Raw genomic sequence first — 16332 nt, 5'->3', positions numbered from 1 at the left:
GCTTCGCGGCCCAGCCCTTCTTCTCCGTGGTCCCCTGCGGGAGGGGTGTACGAGCGGGGTGGCCTTCTACGAGCAGTGCCTTGCGAGGGCGGGCCGGTCAGGAGGCCGGCTGGGCCACCTCGGTGGAGGGGGAGCCGTCGACGGCCGCCGCGAGCTGCGACGCCAGCCGGTCGAGCGTGTACGGCAGGCTCAGCACCGAGACGAACGAGAAGGCGTTGCCGTAGTCCCCCGTCTCCTTCACGAAGACCTCACGGCCCTGCTTGACCACGTCGAGGTTGCCGTACAGCTTGTCCTTGTGCAGCTTGTCCGCGTCCGTCGCGGGGTCGGCGACGAGCCACACGATCGCGCTGGTGTCCAGCAGGTCGGTGCGCTCCTTGCTGATGTTGGCGCCGAACGCGTCGCCGATGGCCTTGTCCAGGCCGGGCGGCAGCGTGAAGCCCAGCGAGCTCAGGATGCGCGACCGGTTGTCCTTGGGTCCGTACACGAAGATCCCCTCGTACGGGGTGGCGATGACGGCGGTGGCGCCGTCGAACTCCGGGTGCTCGGCCTTCGTGGCCGTGAACGTGGCCTCCACGTCCTCGACCAGCTTCTTCGCCTCGGCCTCCTTGCCGAGCGCCCTGCCGATGATCTCGGTCTGCCGCTGCCACGGGACCCCGTAGTCGGGGTACTCCTTGGGCTGGGCCACCACCGGGGCGATCTTCGACAGGGTCGCGTACTGGTCCTTCGTCAGCCCCGAGTACAGGGAGAGGATCAGGTCGGGAGCCAGCGAGGCGATCTTCTCGACCTGCGGGCCCGTGCCGGTGTCCTTGAGCACGGTCGGCACGGCGCCGGTGCCCAGCTTGGCGGCGGCCCAGGGGCCGATGGCGCCCTTGTAGCCGCCCACCCACTCGGTGGTGCCGACGGGCACCGCGCCGAGGGCGAGCACGGAGTCCTGGTCGGTGAGGCCGACCGTGACGATCCGCTTGGGCTCGGCGGGGATGGTGGTGCTGCCGTACTTGTGCTCGATGGTCACGGGGAAGGCGCCGCTGTTCGACGCGCTCGCACCGGGGGCGGCGGAGCCGGTGCCGGTGGCTGGATCGGAGCCGGAACCACAGGCGGCGACGGCGCCGCAGAGCAGCAGTACGGAGGCGAGTACCGCGGCGAGCCGGGTGCCTCTCATGGAGCGGGGCATAAGGGGTCCTTCGTCTTGTCGTCAGATGGTCGGTGCGTTGTGAGTGGGGGGTCGTCGGGGAGCGGTGGAACGGGTTTCCGACCAGGCCTCCCAGAGGGCCGCGTAGGGTCCGCCCACGGCGCGCAGCTCGTCGTGACCGCCGCTCTCCACGATCCGGCCGCCGTCCATGACGACGATGCGGTCGGCGGTCGCGGCCTGGGTGAGGCGGTGGGCCACGACCAGGGCGGTACGGCCCTCGATGGCCCGCTGGGTGGCCTTCTCCAGGGTGCGGGCCCCGGTGCTGCCCGCCTCGGCCGTGGCCTCGTCGAGTACGGCCACCGGCGGGTCGGCGAGGATCAGCCGGGCGAGGGCCAGCTGTTGCGTCTGCGTGGCCGTGAGACGGTGGCCGCCCTCGCCGACCACGGTCCGCAGGCCGTCCGGCAACGCTTCCACCCAGGTCAGGGCGTCTACGCGGGCCAGCGCCTCGTGTAGTTCGTCGTCGGCGGCGTCCGGACGGGCCAGCCGCAGGTCGTCGTCGAGCGGGCCGGCGAAGACGTGCACCTCCTGGGTGACCAGCGCGACCGTGGGTCCGGCCCCGTCCCGCTCGGGGACGGCCAGCCGTACGGAACCGGTGGTGGGCCGGTGGATGCCGGCGATGAGCTTGGCAAGCGTGGTCTTGCCCGCCCCGCTCGCACCGACGAGGGCGACCCGCTCGCCGGGCCGCAGGACGAGGTCCACGTCGTGCAGCACAGGCCGCCCGGCCTCATACGCATGCCCAACCCCGCTCACGGCGACCACCGGCTCAACGGGGGCCGCGGGCTCGACCTGGCCCAGCGGCTCAGCCGGGGCGGAGGGTTCCCGTGACCGGTCACTCCGCCCGTCCGGCTCCGCCTCACGCCGCCGCGGGCTCGGCTCTTCCATGCTCTCTGGGCTCTCTGGGCTCTCTGGGCTCTCCGGGCTCCCCGGGCTCTCTGAGGAGGGCGCGTCGGCGACGCCGACCAGGCGGGCGAGGCCCGCGGTGGCCGACTGGGCGTCGTCGACCAGGACGAGCGCGGAGTTGATCGGCGCGAACAGGCTGTGGAAGTACAGTGCCGCCGCCGTGGCCGTGCCGATGGACGTGGACCCGCTGCGCACCAGAAGGAACCCGACAATCAGCACCGCTGCCAGACCGGTGTACTCGGCCACGTGCAGGCGGCTGTAGAACCGCAGCACCAGCTGTACCCCGCGCATCGTCAGCTCGACCGCCGACCAGGAGCGCCGGGTCACCCGCTCGGTGTGGTCCGCCTCCAGCCGGAACGCGCGCACGGTGGAGGCGCCGCCGATGCTGTCCAGCAGTTGCTGCTGCTGGGCCCCGCTGGCGATGCGCTGCCGGGCGTACAGCGGCACGGCGTTGCGCACGTACCAGCGCGCGGTGTGCGCCTGGATCGGCACCGCCAGCAGCGCCGCGAGCAGGAACCGCCAGTCGAGTACGGCCAGTGCCCCGAGGGTGAGCGCGATGGCCAGCAGCGAACGGGCCAGTTCGGGAAGGGCGGTCCGCACCGCCTCGGCCACCTGCGAGACGTCACCGGTGACCCGTGAGGTCAGGTCGCCCGAGCCGGCCCTCTCCACCTGCTCCAGGGGCAGCCGCAGGGCGCGTTCGACGAACCGCTCGCGCAGCCGGGCCAGCACGGTCTCTCCGAGCCGTGATATCAGCGACAGCCCGAGTGTGGTGCTGACTCCCTGAGTCACGGCGACGAGCACCAGCAGCGTCGCGGGCAGGGTGAGGGTCTCGGCCGGTCGCCGGTCGGCGACGAGGTCGACGATGTGGCCCAGCAGCGGCTGTGTGAGCAGGCCGACGGCGGTCGCGGCGACCATCACCGCGAATCCGCCAAGCGCCAGTCCCCGATGCGGTCGCAGCAGCTCCCGCACGGCTGCCCAGGTCCGCCGTCCACTTGCCGTCGGCAGCAACACTCGCGAGGCACCCGGCACGTGTGAGGTCGGAGTCGCGCCGGTCACGCCAGCACCGCGGTCCGGTAGGCGGCGTGGCGTCGTACCAGGTCGGCGTGTGGAGCGGTGTCGGTGACCCGGCCGTCGTGGAGGAGGATCACCCGGTCGGTCACCGCGAGGAGCGCGGGGCTGGTGGTGACGAGGATCGTCGTGCGGCCCGAGCGGAACTCGCGGATGCCGGTGGCGATGCGGGCTTCGGTGACGGCGTCGACCGCGGTGGTCGGGTCATGGACCACCAGCACGGGCCGGTCGGCGGCCAGGGCCCGGGCGAGGGCCACGCGCTGGCGCTGCCCCCCGGAGAGCGAGCGCCCGCGCTCGCTGACCTCCGTGTCCCCACCCCGCGGCAGCGCCCGGACGATCTCGTCCGCCCCGGCCGCCGCCATCGCGCGGGCTGTGCCGCCGGCACCGGCCGTCGCCGTCGCGCCGGGGGTCTCCTCCGCACCGATCGCGGTCATCGCGGGGGTGATGTCGCCGGTGCTCGCGGCGTTGACGTTGTCGTGGAGGGTGCCTTCGAACAGGTCGGCGTCGTGCTCGGCGACCAGTATCGCCATGCGGATGTCGGCGGGGTCCATATCGCGCAGCGGCACGCCGTCCAGCTCGACCACCCCCGCGTCGGGGTCGGCCTGACGGCTGAGGCAGCGCAGCAGTGCCGTGGCGTCCGCGGGATCGGTCGCCGCGACGCCGAGCACCTCGCCGGGGGCGATGTCCACGTCCACCTGGCGCAGCCCCCCGTGGCTGACCCCGCGCAGCCGTACCGCACCCCGTACGGGCCGCGGCGGCCGCGCGCCGCCGGAGGTCACCGCCGGCGGTGCGGCCAGGACCTCGGCGATGCGTCCCGCCGACGCCCGGCCCTGCGCGAAGTCGGCGTTGACCCAGGAGAACACCTCCAGCGGCCCGAGCAGGAACAGCGCGAGACCGACCGCGGAGACCAGCTGGCCCAGGCTGATGTCGCCCTGCGCGGCGAGCCGTCCTCCGACGAGCGCGACGACGGCGATGAAGCAGCCGGTCAGGGCGAGCACCATGCCGCTCTGCAACGCCTCGGCCCGCGCCGCTCGTAGCGTGGCCACCAGCGAGTCGCGGCTGGTACGCCGGTAGCGGGCGACGGCCGCGGACTCCGCGCCGATGCCCTTGAGCACGCGAAGCCCGGCCACCAGATCGGTGGCGACACCGGAGGCGTGCGCGGCACGTTCCTGCTCGGCCTCGCTGCGACGCTCCAGGGGCTTGCTCAGCAGGTGCCCGAGCCAGAGCAGCACCGGCGTTCCGAGCAGGACCATCAGGCCCAGCGGCACCGAGGTCCGCAGCAGCACCACAGCGCCGACAAGGAGCCCCACCAGCGCCGATATGCCAGACATCAGTGCCATGTTGACGACGCCGACGCGCTTGGCGTCCTCGGTCGCGATGGTGGCGAGGGTGCCCGGCAGCCTGCCGTTCTCCGCCCCGCCTCCGGGGTCGAGCACGCGCCGTACGAGCTCGACGCGCAGCGCATGAGCGGCCTGCTCGGCGGCTCGCTCCCCGGCCCGGGCGCCGAACCGGAAGCTGAACGAAAGCCCCACGTAGACGACGGCGAGCACCGCGAGCCAGAGCAGCAGCGCGCCCGCGTCGCCCTGCCCGACGGCCTGGTCGATCACGACCCCGATCAGCACGGGGACCAGCGCCTCCCCGGCCTGGTGCACGGCTCCGAGAGACGAACCGAGCGTGACATCACGGCACTGACCTCGGACGGCACGTCGCAGAACTACCCGTCCCAACGCACCCATCCGCACTCCTTCGGGACATCCGGCCAAGAACTTAGGTAAGGCTAGCCTACGTTCATGGCCGTGAACTACCCCTGATGTCCGGATTGGAGTACGGACGCCTAGACCGCCCCCTCGGCCACCCCGCCCGCGTGGGCCCGGGGGAACCTTTTCCGCATTCAGGACGGGCGTGTGCCGGGGATCGTGACCGGGAGGTGCTCCATGGCAAGGGCCGTGGTGGAGGTGTCCACCACGGCCCAAGGCTCAAGGATTCAGCGGCTGCGCCGGGCGAGTGTGACGACCCCTGTGAGGCCGAGCAGGGCGGCGGCCGGGGGGCCGATGACCCACATGGGCCAGAAATACACCGGGGTGCCGTCGGACAGGCTGACCAGGACCCAGACCGTCAGGTTGATCGCGACCTTGATGGCCCAGATCGTCCAGATCACCCTGAGCCATTTGGGCAGGGTCGCCTCGGCCGTGGAGGAGTCGGTCACGGCATGCGGTGCCCGGTGGGGAGCCTCGGTCGTCGTGGTCACCGCGCCGGGCGCCGAGGCCGGCAGGTCGACGAACAGGTCGGCGAGATCGCCGTAGGTCACCGACTGGTAGGCACGGCCCAGCCGGTCGTCGTACTCCTGCAGGTCGAGGCGGCCCTCGGTCACCGCCGATCCGAGCCGCTCGGCGGCGGCCTCTCGATCACTGTCAGAAACCCGCACGTCGCGCCGCTCGTCCATCCTCTGCCTTCTCCCGGTTCCAGGGGGGTCACGATCCGGGCCGCGCTGAGGCGGACCCGGGTCGAAGTGTTCGGTTCACGGCACCGGCTCGTGCCGTTCGATGGTCTCCTGTGCGAGAAGCCGGTCTATGCCGTCCTTCTCGTCGGGCTGTGTGTAGCGGTCGGCGAGCCGGCGTCCGGCCAGCACGCGCAGGTACGGCCGGGCGGCCTCGCGGTCGACGCTTTCGAGGAACGCCGCGAGCACCACATCGCGCCCGGCCTCCTCCGCCGGTCCGGCGACCGGCGCGGTGGCCATGGCGAGCCACGTACAGGCCACGTCGGCGCCGGGCGCGCCCCGGCCGGCGTTCGCCCAGTCGATGACCTTCGGGCCCTCGCCGGTGATGAGCACGTTGAGCGGGTGCAGGTCCAGGTGGAGCAGGCTGTTCCCCGCGCATCCCTCGGCCGCCGGGAGCCAGCCCGGCGCTCGTACGGCCGCGAGCCGGCCAAGGAGGCCGGCGAGGAGCGGGCCGTGGGACGGCATGCGCGACGGCTGCCGGAGGCCGTCCTCCATCAGGTTCGGCCCATCGACGCGCTCCATGAGGATGTCGGAGCCGTCGGCGTCGAAGACCTCGGGCGCGGGGAATCCGTGCCTCCGCGCGTGACGCATGACCGACGCCTCCCGCTCCAGGTTGCGACCATCGCGGGCACGCCGGACAACCTTGCCGGCTCCGGCCTCGAAGATGTGACAGTCACGTCCGGACGCGATGAGCGAACCCACATGCATATTGTCAGATTAGGAGATAAAGGCAGGTAAAACCAGGTATCCGGTCGTCGCCCCGGTGGCAAGAAGTCACCGTCATTCTTGGCCACAGTCCCCGGCCTCCCTCTATACACATTTATCGCGAGTGTCGCGATGAACCGCACAAAATCATGCGTTGCGGGGTTAACCGCTGTATTTACTGCTGTCCTATGAAAAGTCAGTTGAATGCGTGGTTCGTCGCTTCGGGTGCCTCGGCCGGCCGGTTCTCCGCGAGCCTCGCCGGCAGCTCGGTGCGACGGGTGACGTTGAGCTTGCGGTAGATCCGCGTGAGGTGCTGCTCCACCGTGCTCATCGTGATGAAGAGCTTCCTGGAGATCTCGCGGTTGGTGTATCCCTCCGCCGCCAGCGCCGCCACGCGCCGCTCCGCGTCGCTCATGATCGCCGTCACGCCGGAGGAGCCGGGGGCGGGCTGGTCGTCCTCGGTGCCGCGAGACAGGGCCCGGACGAGGGGCTCGGCATGGCACTCCTGGGCGAGCACCCGGGTACGCCGTCCGAACATCTCCGCCTGCCGGTGCTCCCCGCTCGCCCGGTAGGCCTCGGTGAGGTCGAAGAGCGTACGGGCGAGCTGGTAGCGGTCACCGCCGGACTGCAGCAGATCGGCCGACCTGCGGAGCAGCGCGGCGCGGTCCCGCACCTCGCCCACCGAGGCCAGCAGGCGCATCGCGATGCCGTGCGCGCGCTTGGACCGCAGGTCGCACCGCGACAGCTGGTCGTTGATCAGGAGTAGCGCCTCGTCGGGCTCCCCGAGGCGGATCAGGGCCTCCGCCGCGTCCGTGCGCCAGGCGATGAACCCCGGGACGTCCAGCTTCCACCTGCTCATGAGCTCGCCGCAGAGCCGGAAGTCGCGGAGCGCCTGCTGGGGCTGGCCGGCCATGAGGTTGAAGCGGCCCTTCGCGTGCAGGTACTGCAACCCGTACCTGGTCTCCAGCATCGCCTCGGGCACCGGCTGGTTGAAGTGCTGGAGGTACTCGTCCAGCCTGCCCATGGCGGCCCCGGCGAGCAGGAGGCTGCCCAGCGGCCCGCCGACGGTCACCCCCCAGCTGCCGGCCGGGATGATCTCCAGAGCCCTCTGGGCGTCCAGCGCAGCGCCCGCCAGGTCACCCCTGCGCAGGCCGATCTCCGCCCGGATGGCGGACAACCGGGCCTGACGGCTCGGCGCGCGCCGCGACTCCGCCTCGTCGATGAAGGCGTCGCACCAGGGCGCGGCCTTACCCGGCAGATCGGCGTAGGTCAGCGCCAGCAGCGCGGTCTCCACCGTGTCCATGGTCATCTCGTCCAGGCGCGAGCCGCGCAGGATCAGCTCGGCCGTGGCCACGGTGTCCTCGCGCGGGCCCTCGGTCATCACGCTCGCCAGTGCGCCGGCGGCCTCCATGCGGCGGCCGACCCTGAGGGACGAGGCGGCGGCGATCGCCTGCTTGCCGCTGACCTCCGGCAGGTACGTGAGGAACGACGGGTACAGGGTCCTGAACCACGGGCGCGCCGCGGCCAGTTCGGCCGCGCTCTCCTGGTCGAGCCTTTCCCGCTCCTTCAGGTGGTCCAGGACCTCCCTGGCGTCGTCGATGTGCCCGTGCCACAGCAGGGCCTTCGCGAGCACCACCGCGTCGCCGCCGCCGAGGTAGCCCTTGTGCAGGGCGTCGGTCAGCTCGGCGAGGTGTCCCGCGGGCGCGCTGGGGTTGATCCGCCACTCCGCCCGCACCAGCGCGGTGGCGATCCGTACGCGCCGCCGCTCGTCGCCGCAGGCCCGCCAGGCGAGCCTGAGGTACTCGATCGCCGACTCCACGCCGTCGTCGCGCAGCGCCTGCCGCGCAGCCTCCTCCAGGACCGATATGGTCCAGGGGTCTCCGGCGTGGCTCGCGTGGAGCAGGTGCTCGGCCACCACGGCCGGGGGAGCCCCCTCTTCGTACGTCAGCTCCGCGGCCCGGCGGTGCAGGCCTATGCGCTCGGAGGCGTCCAGCTCGGCGAGCACGGCGGACCTGGCGATCTCGTGACGGAAGCGGCCCTCCTCCAGCACGCCGGAGTCGCCCAGCGCCTGGATCGAGGTGGACACGGTCACCTTGCTCTCGCCGAGCAACGGGCCGAGCGAGGCGGGATCGCCCAGGACCGCGAGCCCTCTGGCGACCAGCGACATGCGCCGGTCGGCGCGGCGCAGGTAGGCCACGATGGCCTCGCCGTACCTCTGGCCGGGGGAGCCGGTGGCCTGGAAATCCTCAAGGAGCGCGTCGGCGAGCAGCCGGTTGCCGCCGCTCAGCGCGTGGCACTCGGCCGCGAACCGCCTCGCCGCCTCCACGCCCGCCTGGTCGGTCACCCTCTGCTCCACACCCTCCAGGTCCAGATGGGTGAGGCGGATCGGACGGCAGTGCGGCAGCCGCAGCACCTCCGTGTGGAAGAGGCTCTGAAGGTGCGCGCCCGGCTCCGGCGCGCTGAACACGAGCATGACGTCCGCGAACTTCACCCGCCGCGCGAGGTAGGCGAGGCACAGCTGCGACGCCCGGTCGGCATGGTGCACGTCGTCCACGGCGATCACCAGGGGGCAGCGCTCGGACAGCTCCAGCAGCACCGTGCAGAGCGCGTCGACGATCTGCGCGTCGACGTGCTCGATGGCCTCCGCCCGGGGGTCGTTGGACATCTGCGAGCGCGCGCCCTCGTGCAGCAGGCTCAGGGTCGCCGCCCGCTGCTCCTCGGTCAGCGGCGCGCCGTGGACCAGCTGCGACAGCACGCCGAGCGGGAGTCCGCTCTCGGCGCGGGAGCCCGTCGCGGTGAGGGGCAGCGCGCCGTGCTCGAAGGCCCGCTCCGTGAACGCGTACAGCAGCTCGCTCTTGCCGGTCGCGATCGCCCCTGTCACCATCGCGATCCGGCCCTTGCCCGCCACCACCTCGGTCAGCAGGTCACGCAAGGAGGTCATGGCCCTCCGCTGGTCGTCTACGGCCATGTTCGGCCTCCACCATCCGCTCGGAGTCCGGCCGCCGCCAGGGGGCGGCGCTGCTCGGGTACGGTCACCTCGCGGTCCGCCTCGACGGCCGCGAGGCGCCCGTCGCGGGAGAGCCGCGTGCCTGCCACGCGTACGGCCGAGAGCGCGGCCGTCGCGATGTCCCTGTCGATGCCGGCACCCCACGCCACGGCGCCGCCGATCCGGCATTCGGCGTAGATCACGGTCTCGTCCCGCGACCGGCCGTCGAGCACGGCCCGTTCGGGCGTCAGGTCATCGTTGTCGAGGGGAAGCGCGGTGCGGTGCACCACGCGCACCTGGACGCCGTGGCGGCCCAGCACCGAGCCGAGCGCGCGGAAGGCGTCCGCCTGGGCGCCGCCGACGTCGAACCGCCCGTCGACGTACAGCGATGCGGTCACCGGCTCCCGCCCCTCTGACAGAAGGTCCTGCGGGTCCTCGCCCAGGAGGTACTCCTCCACGAACAGCGCTCCGATGCGGCTCGGCGACAGCTCGCCTCCCTCCGCGTCCGCCCGCGCCTGCACCTTGGCGGCCAGGTCGATCTGGAGCCCCCGCGGCAGGTTCAGGCCGTGCCAGGCGCTCATGACGTACGCGACGCCGCCCTTGCCCGACTGGCTGTTGACCCGTACGACCGCCTCGTAGGTGCGGCCCACGTCCTTCGGGTCGACGGGCAGGTACGGCATGTGCCATGGCAGGTCGCCGGCGTCGGCGCCCGTCTCGGCCGCCCGCCGCTCCAGGTCGTCGAACCCCTTCTTGATCGCATCCTGGTGGGATCCCGAGAAGGCGCTGTAGACCAGGTCGCCGCCGTAGGGGTGCCGGGGATGGACGGGCAGCTCGTTGCAGAGCTCGACGGTACGGCGGACCGCGTTGATGTCGGAGAAGTCGACCCCCGGGTCGACCCCGTGGGCGTACAGGTTCATGCCGAGCGTCACGAGGCAGACGTTGCCGGCGCGCTCGCCGTTGCCGAACAGGCAGCCCTCGACGCGCTGGACCCCCGCCAGCAGGGCCAGCTCCGCCGCCGCCACCCCGGTCCCTCGGTCGTTGTGCGGGTGGACGGACAGGCAGACGTGCTCCCGCCGGGAGAGTTTCCGGCCGAGCCACTCCATCTGGTCGGCGAAGACGTTGGGCAGCGATCGCTCCACCGTCGTCGGGAAGTTGAGGATGATCTCGCGATCGGGGCCGGGCTGCCAGACGTCCATGACGGCCTCGCAGACCTCAAGGGAGAAGTCCAGCTCGGTCTCGTTGAAGAGCTCGGGGGAGTACTGGTACCCGAGGTCGCAGTCACGCAGCGTCCGCTCCGCGTACTTCATCATCAGCCTGGTGCCCTGGACCGCCAGATCCTTGCACTCCGCGCGGGTCATGCCGAAGACCAGACGCCGGAACAGCGGGGAGGTGGCGTTGTAAATGTGGATCGTCGCCCGGGGCGCCCCCGCGAGGCATTCGACGGTCCGCCTGATCAGCTCGTCGCGGGCCTGGGTGAGCACCGAGATCCGCACGTCGTCGGGTATCCGGTCCTGCGTGATGAGCATTCGGACGAAGTCGTGGTCATTCTTGCTGGCGACGGGAAAACCGACCTCGATCTCCTTGTAGCCCATGTTGACAAGGAGGTCGAACATCATGAGCTTCCGCTCGGGTGTCATCGGGTTGACGAGCGACTGGTTGCCGTCCCGAAGGTCCGTGGACAACCAGCGCGGAGCGGAGACGATGCGATTGCCCGGCCAGGTGCGGTCGGTCAGGTCGACGGGGGTGAATCCCGCGTAGCGCTCGACGCCTTTCATCGTCAAACTTCCTTTCCTGAATGACTCATGGCGGGAGGGGCCGGACCGTTTACCGGCGGATTGACATCGACGATCTCTCTCGTGTCCGGCGCGGGAACCGAGAGTACCTACCGGACCCCGGGCCCAGTAGGGGTGAAAGGGCGGTCGTCCTCGGCGGGCACCTCTATCGGCCTCAGCGGCTTGAAATCCCGCATCGAATTTTTTAAGGTTGAATCGCTCGGCCTCCGTCAGGGGTGCAGCCCGCCTTTCCCGGCGTTTTCCGCTGGCTTCAAGCTATAGGGGTGGGCGCGGCCCGACAATACGGGTGCACGATGAGATCGGCGCAGATATCCGATGGTGGTACGGGTGGTATCCAAAGAATCACCGCCGACTACAACCTTCGGATCATCCTCTTAACGAGCCGCCGGCTTCGGGGAACAATCCGGTCATGACGAGCATATGGGTAACGAAGCAGGCTACCGGCGCTTCCGCCCTGCGGTCTGGTATTCGCGTGCTGGGGCTGTGCGTCGTCGAAGCGCGGCCGGCCGTCCTGTCGATTTCGATGCTCCGATTCCTGACGGGGGCCGCGCTCGCCGTGCCGGCCGGGGCCGTCCCGGACCCGGCGAAGGTGATACAAGGGGCGGCGGCCTGGGTCCTGTCGATTCTCGCCGTCTACCTCTTCAACGGGGTGACCGACGTCACCGAGGACCGGATCAACGGCTCCCGGAGGCCGATCGCCCGCGGCGATCTCGATCCGCGCACCGCGATGGCCATCGCCTTGGTCGCGGCCGGTCTCTCGCTCGCCGCCACCCTGGGGCTGCCCGCTCAGGTGACGTGGATGGTCGGGGCGAACCTGGTTCTCGGCTACCTGTACTCCGGGCCGCCATTTCATCTCAAAAGCGGGTCCGGAGGCACAATCATCGTGTTGTGCGTCTCTGGCCTGCTGTCCTACTGGTGCGGGTTCTTCATTTCCACCGGCGGCGAAAACGTGTCCACGCCGATCGAACTGATCGTGTTCGCGATCGCCGCCACTTACTGGATGACGCTTGTCGGCGTTCCCGCCAAGGACCTGTCCGATATCGACGGGGACGCGGCGGCGGGCCGGCGGACCATCGGCGTGACGCTCGGCGAGCGAACGTCACGATACGTGATGTCCGTCGCGGCGGTGGTGCTGGCGGCGGCGTTCGGCGCGACCATCCTGGTCCTCGGCATTCCGCTGATCGGGGCGTTCGTGGCGATGAGCGCGGGGGCCGCGGCGGTGATCGTGGCCGGTCGCACCGCCTCCTCCAAGGGAAGTCGGCGCCAACAACGGCGGCCTTACAGAGCGTTCATGGCGACGCAACACCTGGTGCACATTACCGCGCTGATCAGCAATATGTCATCCTATATGTTGCTTTAAAGACCCGGCTGCGAGATAGTTGGGGCACGCGCGTCCCATGGCGGAGGGGACTTCCTTGGATGCGGCACGAGGGGCAGGGAACGACCCAGCGAGATTCGTCGACGCGTGCCGGAAAGAAATTCTTTCGGAATTCGAGTCAGAGCTGCAAGCCAGCGGCAACGTTCTCTCCGGCGATCCGCAGGCGACGCGCCAGGCCCTTATGACGGCCCACTACGTCCTTGACGATGTGGCCGCCATGCTTCGCGCCGGAAAGGTGCAGGTCAACGAGCTCTATAAATTTCACGCCTGGGAAGTCGGCAGTACTCGCGCCGCGACCGGAGTTCACCCCAAGGCATCTCTAGAGGCGGGTTCGCTGTTCTTCAGGACCGCTCTCGCCCATCTGGCGCGGCAAATAGCCGTGGACACCGAGTCGCCCACCGAGATTTTCACGCTCGTGGCGACCGGAATGGAGGAGAGCCTCTCCCGGCGAGTCCGCGAGGCGTCGGAGAGCTATCACGGCTTTCTCCTCAACCAGGTGCAGGAGGCTCAGGGAGAGGAACGCCGCCGCATAGCCCGGGAGCTCCACGACCGCGTCGGTCACGGCATCAGCGTCGCGCACCAGCAGCTGGCGCTGTCGGAGGTCCACCGGGCCACGGACCCCGCCAGGGCGTCGGCCAAGATCGCGGTCGCGCAGCAGGCCATCCAGGAGACCATGGAGAACCTCCGGCAGATGACGTCGGAGCTGTATCCCCAGGTGCCCGTGAAGAGCCTGGAGAAAGCGCTGCTCGGCTTTCTCGAAGCGGTCGAGGACGACTGCGTCTCCGTCGGGCTCGACGTGAACGGCGACGAGTCGTGGGCGGAGCCGAGAGTGCTCGACCAGGCGTTTCTCATCGTCAGGGAAGCCGCACGCAACGCGATAACCCACGCGCATCCCTCGGTGATCCTCATGCGGGTGGACATCGCTCCGCACGAGCTGCTCGCGTCCGTACAGGACAATGGGCACGGCTTCGATCCGCTGCTCGCCCGGGTGCGCGGAGGCGTCGGTCTCGCTTCCATGCGCGAGCGCGCGGAGCTGCTCGGGGGCCGGGTGACCATCTCAAGCGAACCAGGGAACGGCTGTCTAGTCGAGCTCTTCATCCCCCTAAAGAGACAGTCCCATGAATCGGACGAATCGTAGTAACGGAATCTCCGTCGCCATCGTCGACGACCATGCCCTTTTCCGGGAAGGGCTGCGCGAGATCCTTGAGGCCGTCGAGGACATGGGCATCGTGGGTGAGGCGGGGGACTCCTCCTCCGCCCTGGCCCTCGTCGAGGAGACGCGGCCGGACGTGGTGCTGCTGGACGTCGAGATCCCCGGTGACGAGGTCACCGAGACCGTCACGCGGATCCGCGAGATCTCCCCGCAGACCCAGATCATCATCTTGAGCATGTACGACGGGCCGCAGCTGCTCACGCGGCTCCTCGTGGCGGGCATCTGCGGCTACCTGCTCAAGAGCGTGCACCGCCACGAGCTGATCGCGGCGGTGCGGAGCGTCCACGAGGATCCCGCCAGGGTCGTGCTCGCGGTCTCGCGCCACAGCCTCGCCCAGGTGAAGGGGCCTCCGGCGGGTGTCCTGTCGAGCAAGGAGCAGGAGGTTCTGCAACTCGCCGCTCAGGCGCTCAGCAACGGCCAGATCGCCCGGTGCCTCGGCCTCGCCGAAGCGACCGTGAAACGGCACATGCGGAACATCTTCGTCAAGCTCAACGCGGTCTCCCGGATCGACGCGGTGAACAAGGCCCTCGCGGCGTCGCTCATCTCCCCTCAGAGCAGGGTCGAGGCCGACTGATCGAACCTCGCGGCCGGGAAGACCCTCGCCAGCTTGTCGCGCGTCCCGGGCGCGAGCTCCACCGCCGAGGCGGCGAGGTTCATCTCCAGGTGCACCGGGTCGCGGGTGCTCGGGACGGGGACGATGTGGTCGCCCTGGGACAGCAGCCAGCCCAGGGCGAGGCGGCCGGTGCCGACATCGAGCTGTGCCGCCGCGGCCTCGATCTCCCGGAGCCGCCCCACGCTCAGCCGGAGGTTCTCCGGCTGGAAACGGGGGTCCTCGTGCCGCCAGTCACCGCCGCCCAGCTGTACGGGGGTGCGGATGCGGCTGGTGAGGAAGCCCCGGCCGAGCGGGCGGGCGGCCACCACGGTGATGCCCATCTGCCGCGCGGCGGCGAGAAGGTCCGGCTGGGCGCGTAGCCCCCAGAGCGAGTACTCGATGGCGATCGCGGTGATGGGGTGCACGGCGTGCGCCCGCCGCAGTTGATGGACCGTGCCGCTGGAAAGGCCGACGTAGCGGATCTTCCCCGCCTTCACGAGCCTGGACAGGCGGGCCATGCTCGCCTCCACCGGGACGCGCTCGTCCTGGCAGTGGAGGTAGTAGAGGTCGATGCAGTCGACGCCGAGCCGTTCGAGGGAGGACTCGCAGGAGCGCTCCAGGTAGTCGAGCCGCCCGTCGAACGTGGCCGGCCGCCCCGGCCGCGCGCGGCGCACGCCGCCACGGGTGCACACCACGACCTCATCGGCCCGCCCGGCGACGGCCCGGCCCACGAGGCGTTCGACCTGGCCCGCGGCGTAGAAGCCGGCGGTGTCGATGATGGTCACGCCGGCGTCGAGCGCCTTGCGGATCAGGTTGAGCGCCTCACCGTTGTCGACGTGGCCGTAGGCGCCGGTGAGGGCCAGTGAGCCGAGCCCGATATTGGAGATGACCGGCCCTGTCCGTCCCAACCTCGTGTAACGCAAGTGGACCCCTTAGGCACGCCCATCCCAGACTTCTGCACTTCTATTCATATCCGGTCAAAGTCTAGTCAAGACCAGGTCAAAGTAAAGTCAACCAAGGATATATCGTTGTTCCCAAGAGGGTGGAGCATACAGCGGTAAGCCATTTAAGTCGCTTATATACTTTAAATGCTGGGGTATCCTTGATCCACGGGAGTGATCCTTTTGGGTCGCCCGTGGAAAGGTCCCGCGCGAGCGTGATCGAAAGGCGTCCGCGAAATCGCCGAGGCGGGCTTTCTGCCCGGCCCTAAGGGCGCAGGGAACCGCCCCCGCTCCCGGAGGCCGGGCCGTACGGGCAGGCGCCGAGGGTGCGCGCCTGCTCGTTCACCTGCTGCCGGCCCCCTGGCCGGGGGCGCGGGACCGGATGGGCGAGGCGCGGAACACGCCGTCGCCGCCGGAGCCGGACGATATGTCTGAGAGCCAATGGCGGACGGCCGTGACGTGCGTGAAACGGGCCCCTCCCGAAAGGTCGGGCCCGGCGATTCTCACCTGTGCCGGCTGGGCGGGGAGTGTGGGAATGGCGGGCTCCTAACGGGCGGCTCACACACGTGGCGGCCATCCACGCTTACCGGTGAACATGCCACGCGATGACGGGCCGGCTCAACCCCCTGCCGCGTTCCGGAACCCCTATTTCGTCCCTTACCGGAAAGCAGGGTCCTCGGGCGGTCCACCCCCTATTAACGTCGGGATGGCATTGTGCGGCGATCGGGGTATTCATCGCGGCGGGGCGGGCCGGCGGCATGCGAATCCGAGTCGACACCGACGCGCCGCCGCGGCCGGACGGGGGCCGCGGGCGGCTAACGGCCGCCCGTACGCGGACGTGAGGTCCGCTACCACTCACGTGCCGGGAAGCGAGGGGCGGCGACGGTCCCGGGCGCGGGTGGGGGTCGGCGTCCCGCTCGGCACCCGGGGCTCGGCGCGAGCGCGGCCACCCGGATAGGGGAACCCCTACCGGGAGGGGTGGGACAGGGGGGGTTACAGGGGGGATTAGGGGGTGACGTGATTCGGGGAACCCTTATTAGGTTTGCGACTAGCGCATACCCGCGTAATCT

At 70.3% G+C, this 16332-nt stretch carries 11 protein-coding genes; 3 read left to right on the top strand and 8 right to left on the bottom strand.

What is annotated here, in order from left to right:
- Nucleotides 1–97: 97 nt before the first annotated feature.
- The 7 genes from AB0O34_RS13680 to AB0O34_RS13650 form a co-directional block, all read right to left on the bottom strand.
- A complete protein-coding gene (locus tag AB0O34_RS13680; protein ID WP_363915668.1) occupies nt 98–1171 on the bottom strand; it encodes an iron-siderophore ABC transporter substrate-binding protein in 1074 nt (357 codons plus the stop codon).
- A 21-nt stretch (nt 1172–1192) separates the two neighbouring features.
- Nucleotides 1193–3004: an ABC transporter ATP-binding protein gene (locus AB0O34_RS13675; protein ID WP_363915667.1), complete on the bottom strand. Its 1812-nt coding sequence runs from the start codon at nt 3002–3004 to the stop codon at nt 1193–1195.
- A 137-nt stretch (nt 3005–3141) separates the two neighbouring features.
- The gene (locus AB0O34_RS13670; protein WP_363915666.1) at nt 3142–4893 is read right to left on the bottom strand and encodes an ABC transporter ATP-binding protein; all 1752 of its coding nucleotides are present in this window, start codon (nt 4891–4893) and stop codon (nt 3142–3144) included.
- Nucleotides 4894–5141: 248 nt separating this feature from the next.
- Nucleotides 5142–5600 carry a DUF1707 domain-containing protein gene (locus AB0O34_RS13665; RefSeq protein WP_363915665.1) on the bottom strand — a complete coding sequence of 153 codons (459 nt, stop codon included), beginning with the start codon at nt 5598–5600 and terminating at the stop codon, nt 5142–5144.
- 75 nt (nt 5601–5675) lie between these two features.
- A complete protein-coding gene (locus AB0O34_RS13660) occupies nt 5676–6362 on the bottom strand; it encodes a phosphotransferase (RefSeq protein WP_363915664.1) in 687 nt (228 codons plus the stop codon).
- Between the two features lie 193 nt (nt 6363–6555).
- Nucleotides 6556–9327: an AAA family ATPase gene (locus AB0O34_RS13655; protein WP_363915663.1), complete on the bottom strand. Its 2772-nt coding sequence runs from the start codon at nt 9325–9327 to the stop codon at nt 6556–6558.
- Nucleotides 9318–11120 (bottom strand): 2-isopropylmalate synthase, encoded by a 1803-nt coding sequence (locus AB0O34_RS13650; protein ID WP_363915662.1) that lies wholly within the window; start codon nt 11118–11120, stop codon nt 9318–9320. Before AB0O34_RS13650 ends, AB0O34_RS13655 begins: the two co-directional genes overlap by 10 nt.
- Before the next feature lie 427 nt (nt 11121–11547).
- Between AB0O34_RS13650 and AB0O34_RS13645 the strand changes: the two genes are divergently transcribed.
- The 3 genes from AB0O34_RS13645 to AB0O34_RS13635 all read left to right on the top strand — a co-directional run bounded on the left by AB0O34_RS13645 (nt 11548) and on the right by AB0O34_RS13635 (nt 14303).
- Entirely contained in the window at nt 11548–12498 is a 951-nt protein-coding gene (locus tag AB0O34_RS13645; protein ID WP_363915661.1) for a UbiA family prenyltransferase, read from the top strand.
- 235 nt (nt 12499–12733) lie between these two features.
- Nucleotides 12734–13654: a sensor histidine kinase gene (locus AB0O34_RS13640; RefSeq protein WP_363915660.1), complete on the top strand. Its 921-nt coding sequence runs from the start codon at nt 12734–12736 to the stop codon at nt 13652–13654.
- Complete coding sequence (locus tag AB0O34_RS13635; RefSeq protein WP_363915659.1) at nt 13635–14303, top strand: response regulator transcription factor; 669 nt, start codon at nt 13635–13637, stop codon at nt 14301–14303. Before AB0O34_RS13640 ends, AB0O34_RS13635 begins: the two co-directional genes overlap by 20 nt.
- On the opposite strand, the gene AB0O34_RS13630 is transcribed toward AB0O34_RS13635, so the two are convergent.
- On the bottom strand, nt 14279–15244 hold the full coding sequence (locus AB0O34_RS13630) for an aldo/keto reductase (protein WP_363915658.1): 966 nt from the start codon (nt 15242–15244) through the stop codon (nt 14279–14281). The genes AB0O34_RS13635 and AB0O34_RS13630 overlap by 25 nt on opposite strands.
- Nucleotides 15245–16332 lie beyond the last annotated feature (1088 nt).

It is taken from the genome of Sphaerisporangium sp. NPDC088356, from assembly GCF_040685555.1.
In the GTDB taxonomy this organism is placed as follows: Bacteria; Actinomycetota; Actinomycetes; order Streptosporangiales; family Streptosporangiaceae; genus Sphaerisporangium.
Note: the sequence above shows the minus strand (reverse complement) of the source record. Positions and strands in the feature narration are given on the sequence as shown.

Coding starts and splice junctions, on each gene's coding strand:
- AB0O34_RS13640 (WP_363915660.1), top strand. CDS start 12,734: ATGCTTCGCGCCGGAAAGGTGCAGGTCAACGAGCTCTATAAATTTCAC.
- AB0O34_RS13655 (WP_363915663.1), bottom strand. CDS start 9,327: ATGGCCGTAGACGACCAGCGGAGGGCCATGACCTCCTTGCGTGACCTG.
- AB0O34_RS13670 (WP_363915666.1), bottom strand. CDS start 4,893: ATGGGTGCGTTGGGACGGGTAGTTCTGCGACGTGCCGTCCGAGGTCAG.
- AB0O34_RS13675 (WP_363915667.1), bottom strand. CDS start 3,004: ATGGTCGCCGCGACCGCCGTCGGCCTGCTCACACAGCCGCTGCTGGGC.
- AB0O34_RS13660 (WP_363915664.1), bottom strand. CDS start 6,362: ATGCATGTGGGTTCGCTCATCGCGTCCGGACGTGACTGTCACATCTTC.
- AB0O34_RS13645 (WP_363915661.1), top strand. CDS start 11,548: ATGACGAGCATATGGGTAACGAAGCAGGCTACCGGCGCTTCCGCCCTG.
- AB0O34_RS13680 (WP_363915668.1), bottom strand. CDS start 1,171: ATGCCCCGCTCCATGAGAGGCACCCGGCTCGCCGCGGTACTCGCCTCC.
- AB0O34_RS13650 (WP_363915662.1), bottom strand. CDS start 11,120: ATGAAAGGCGTCGAGCGCTACGCGGGATTCACCCCCGTCGACCTGACC.
- AB0O34_RS13635 (WP_363915659.1), top strand. CDS start 13,635: ATGAATCGGACGAATCGTAGTAACGGAATCTCCGTCGCCATCGTCGAC.
- AB0O34_RS13665 (WP_363915665.1), bottom strand. CDS start 5,600: ATGGACGAGCGGCGCGACGTGCGGGTTTCTGACAGTGATCGAGAGGCC.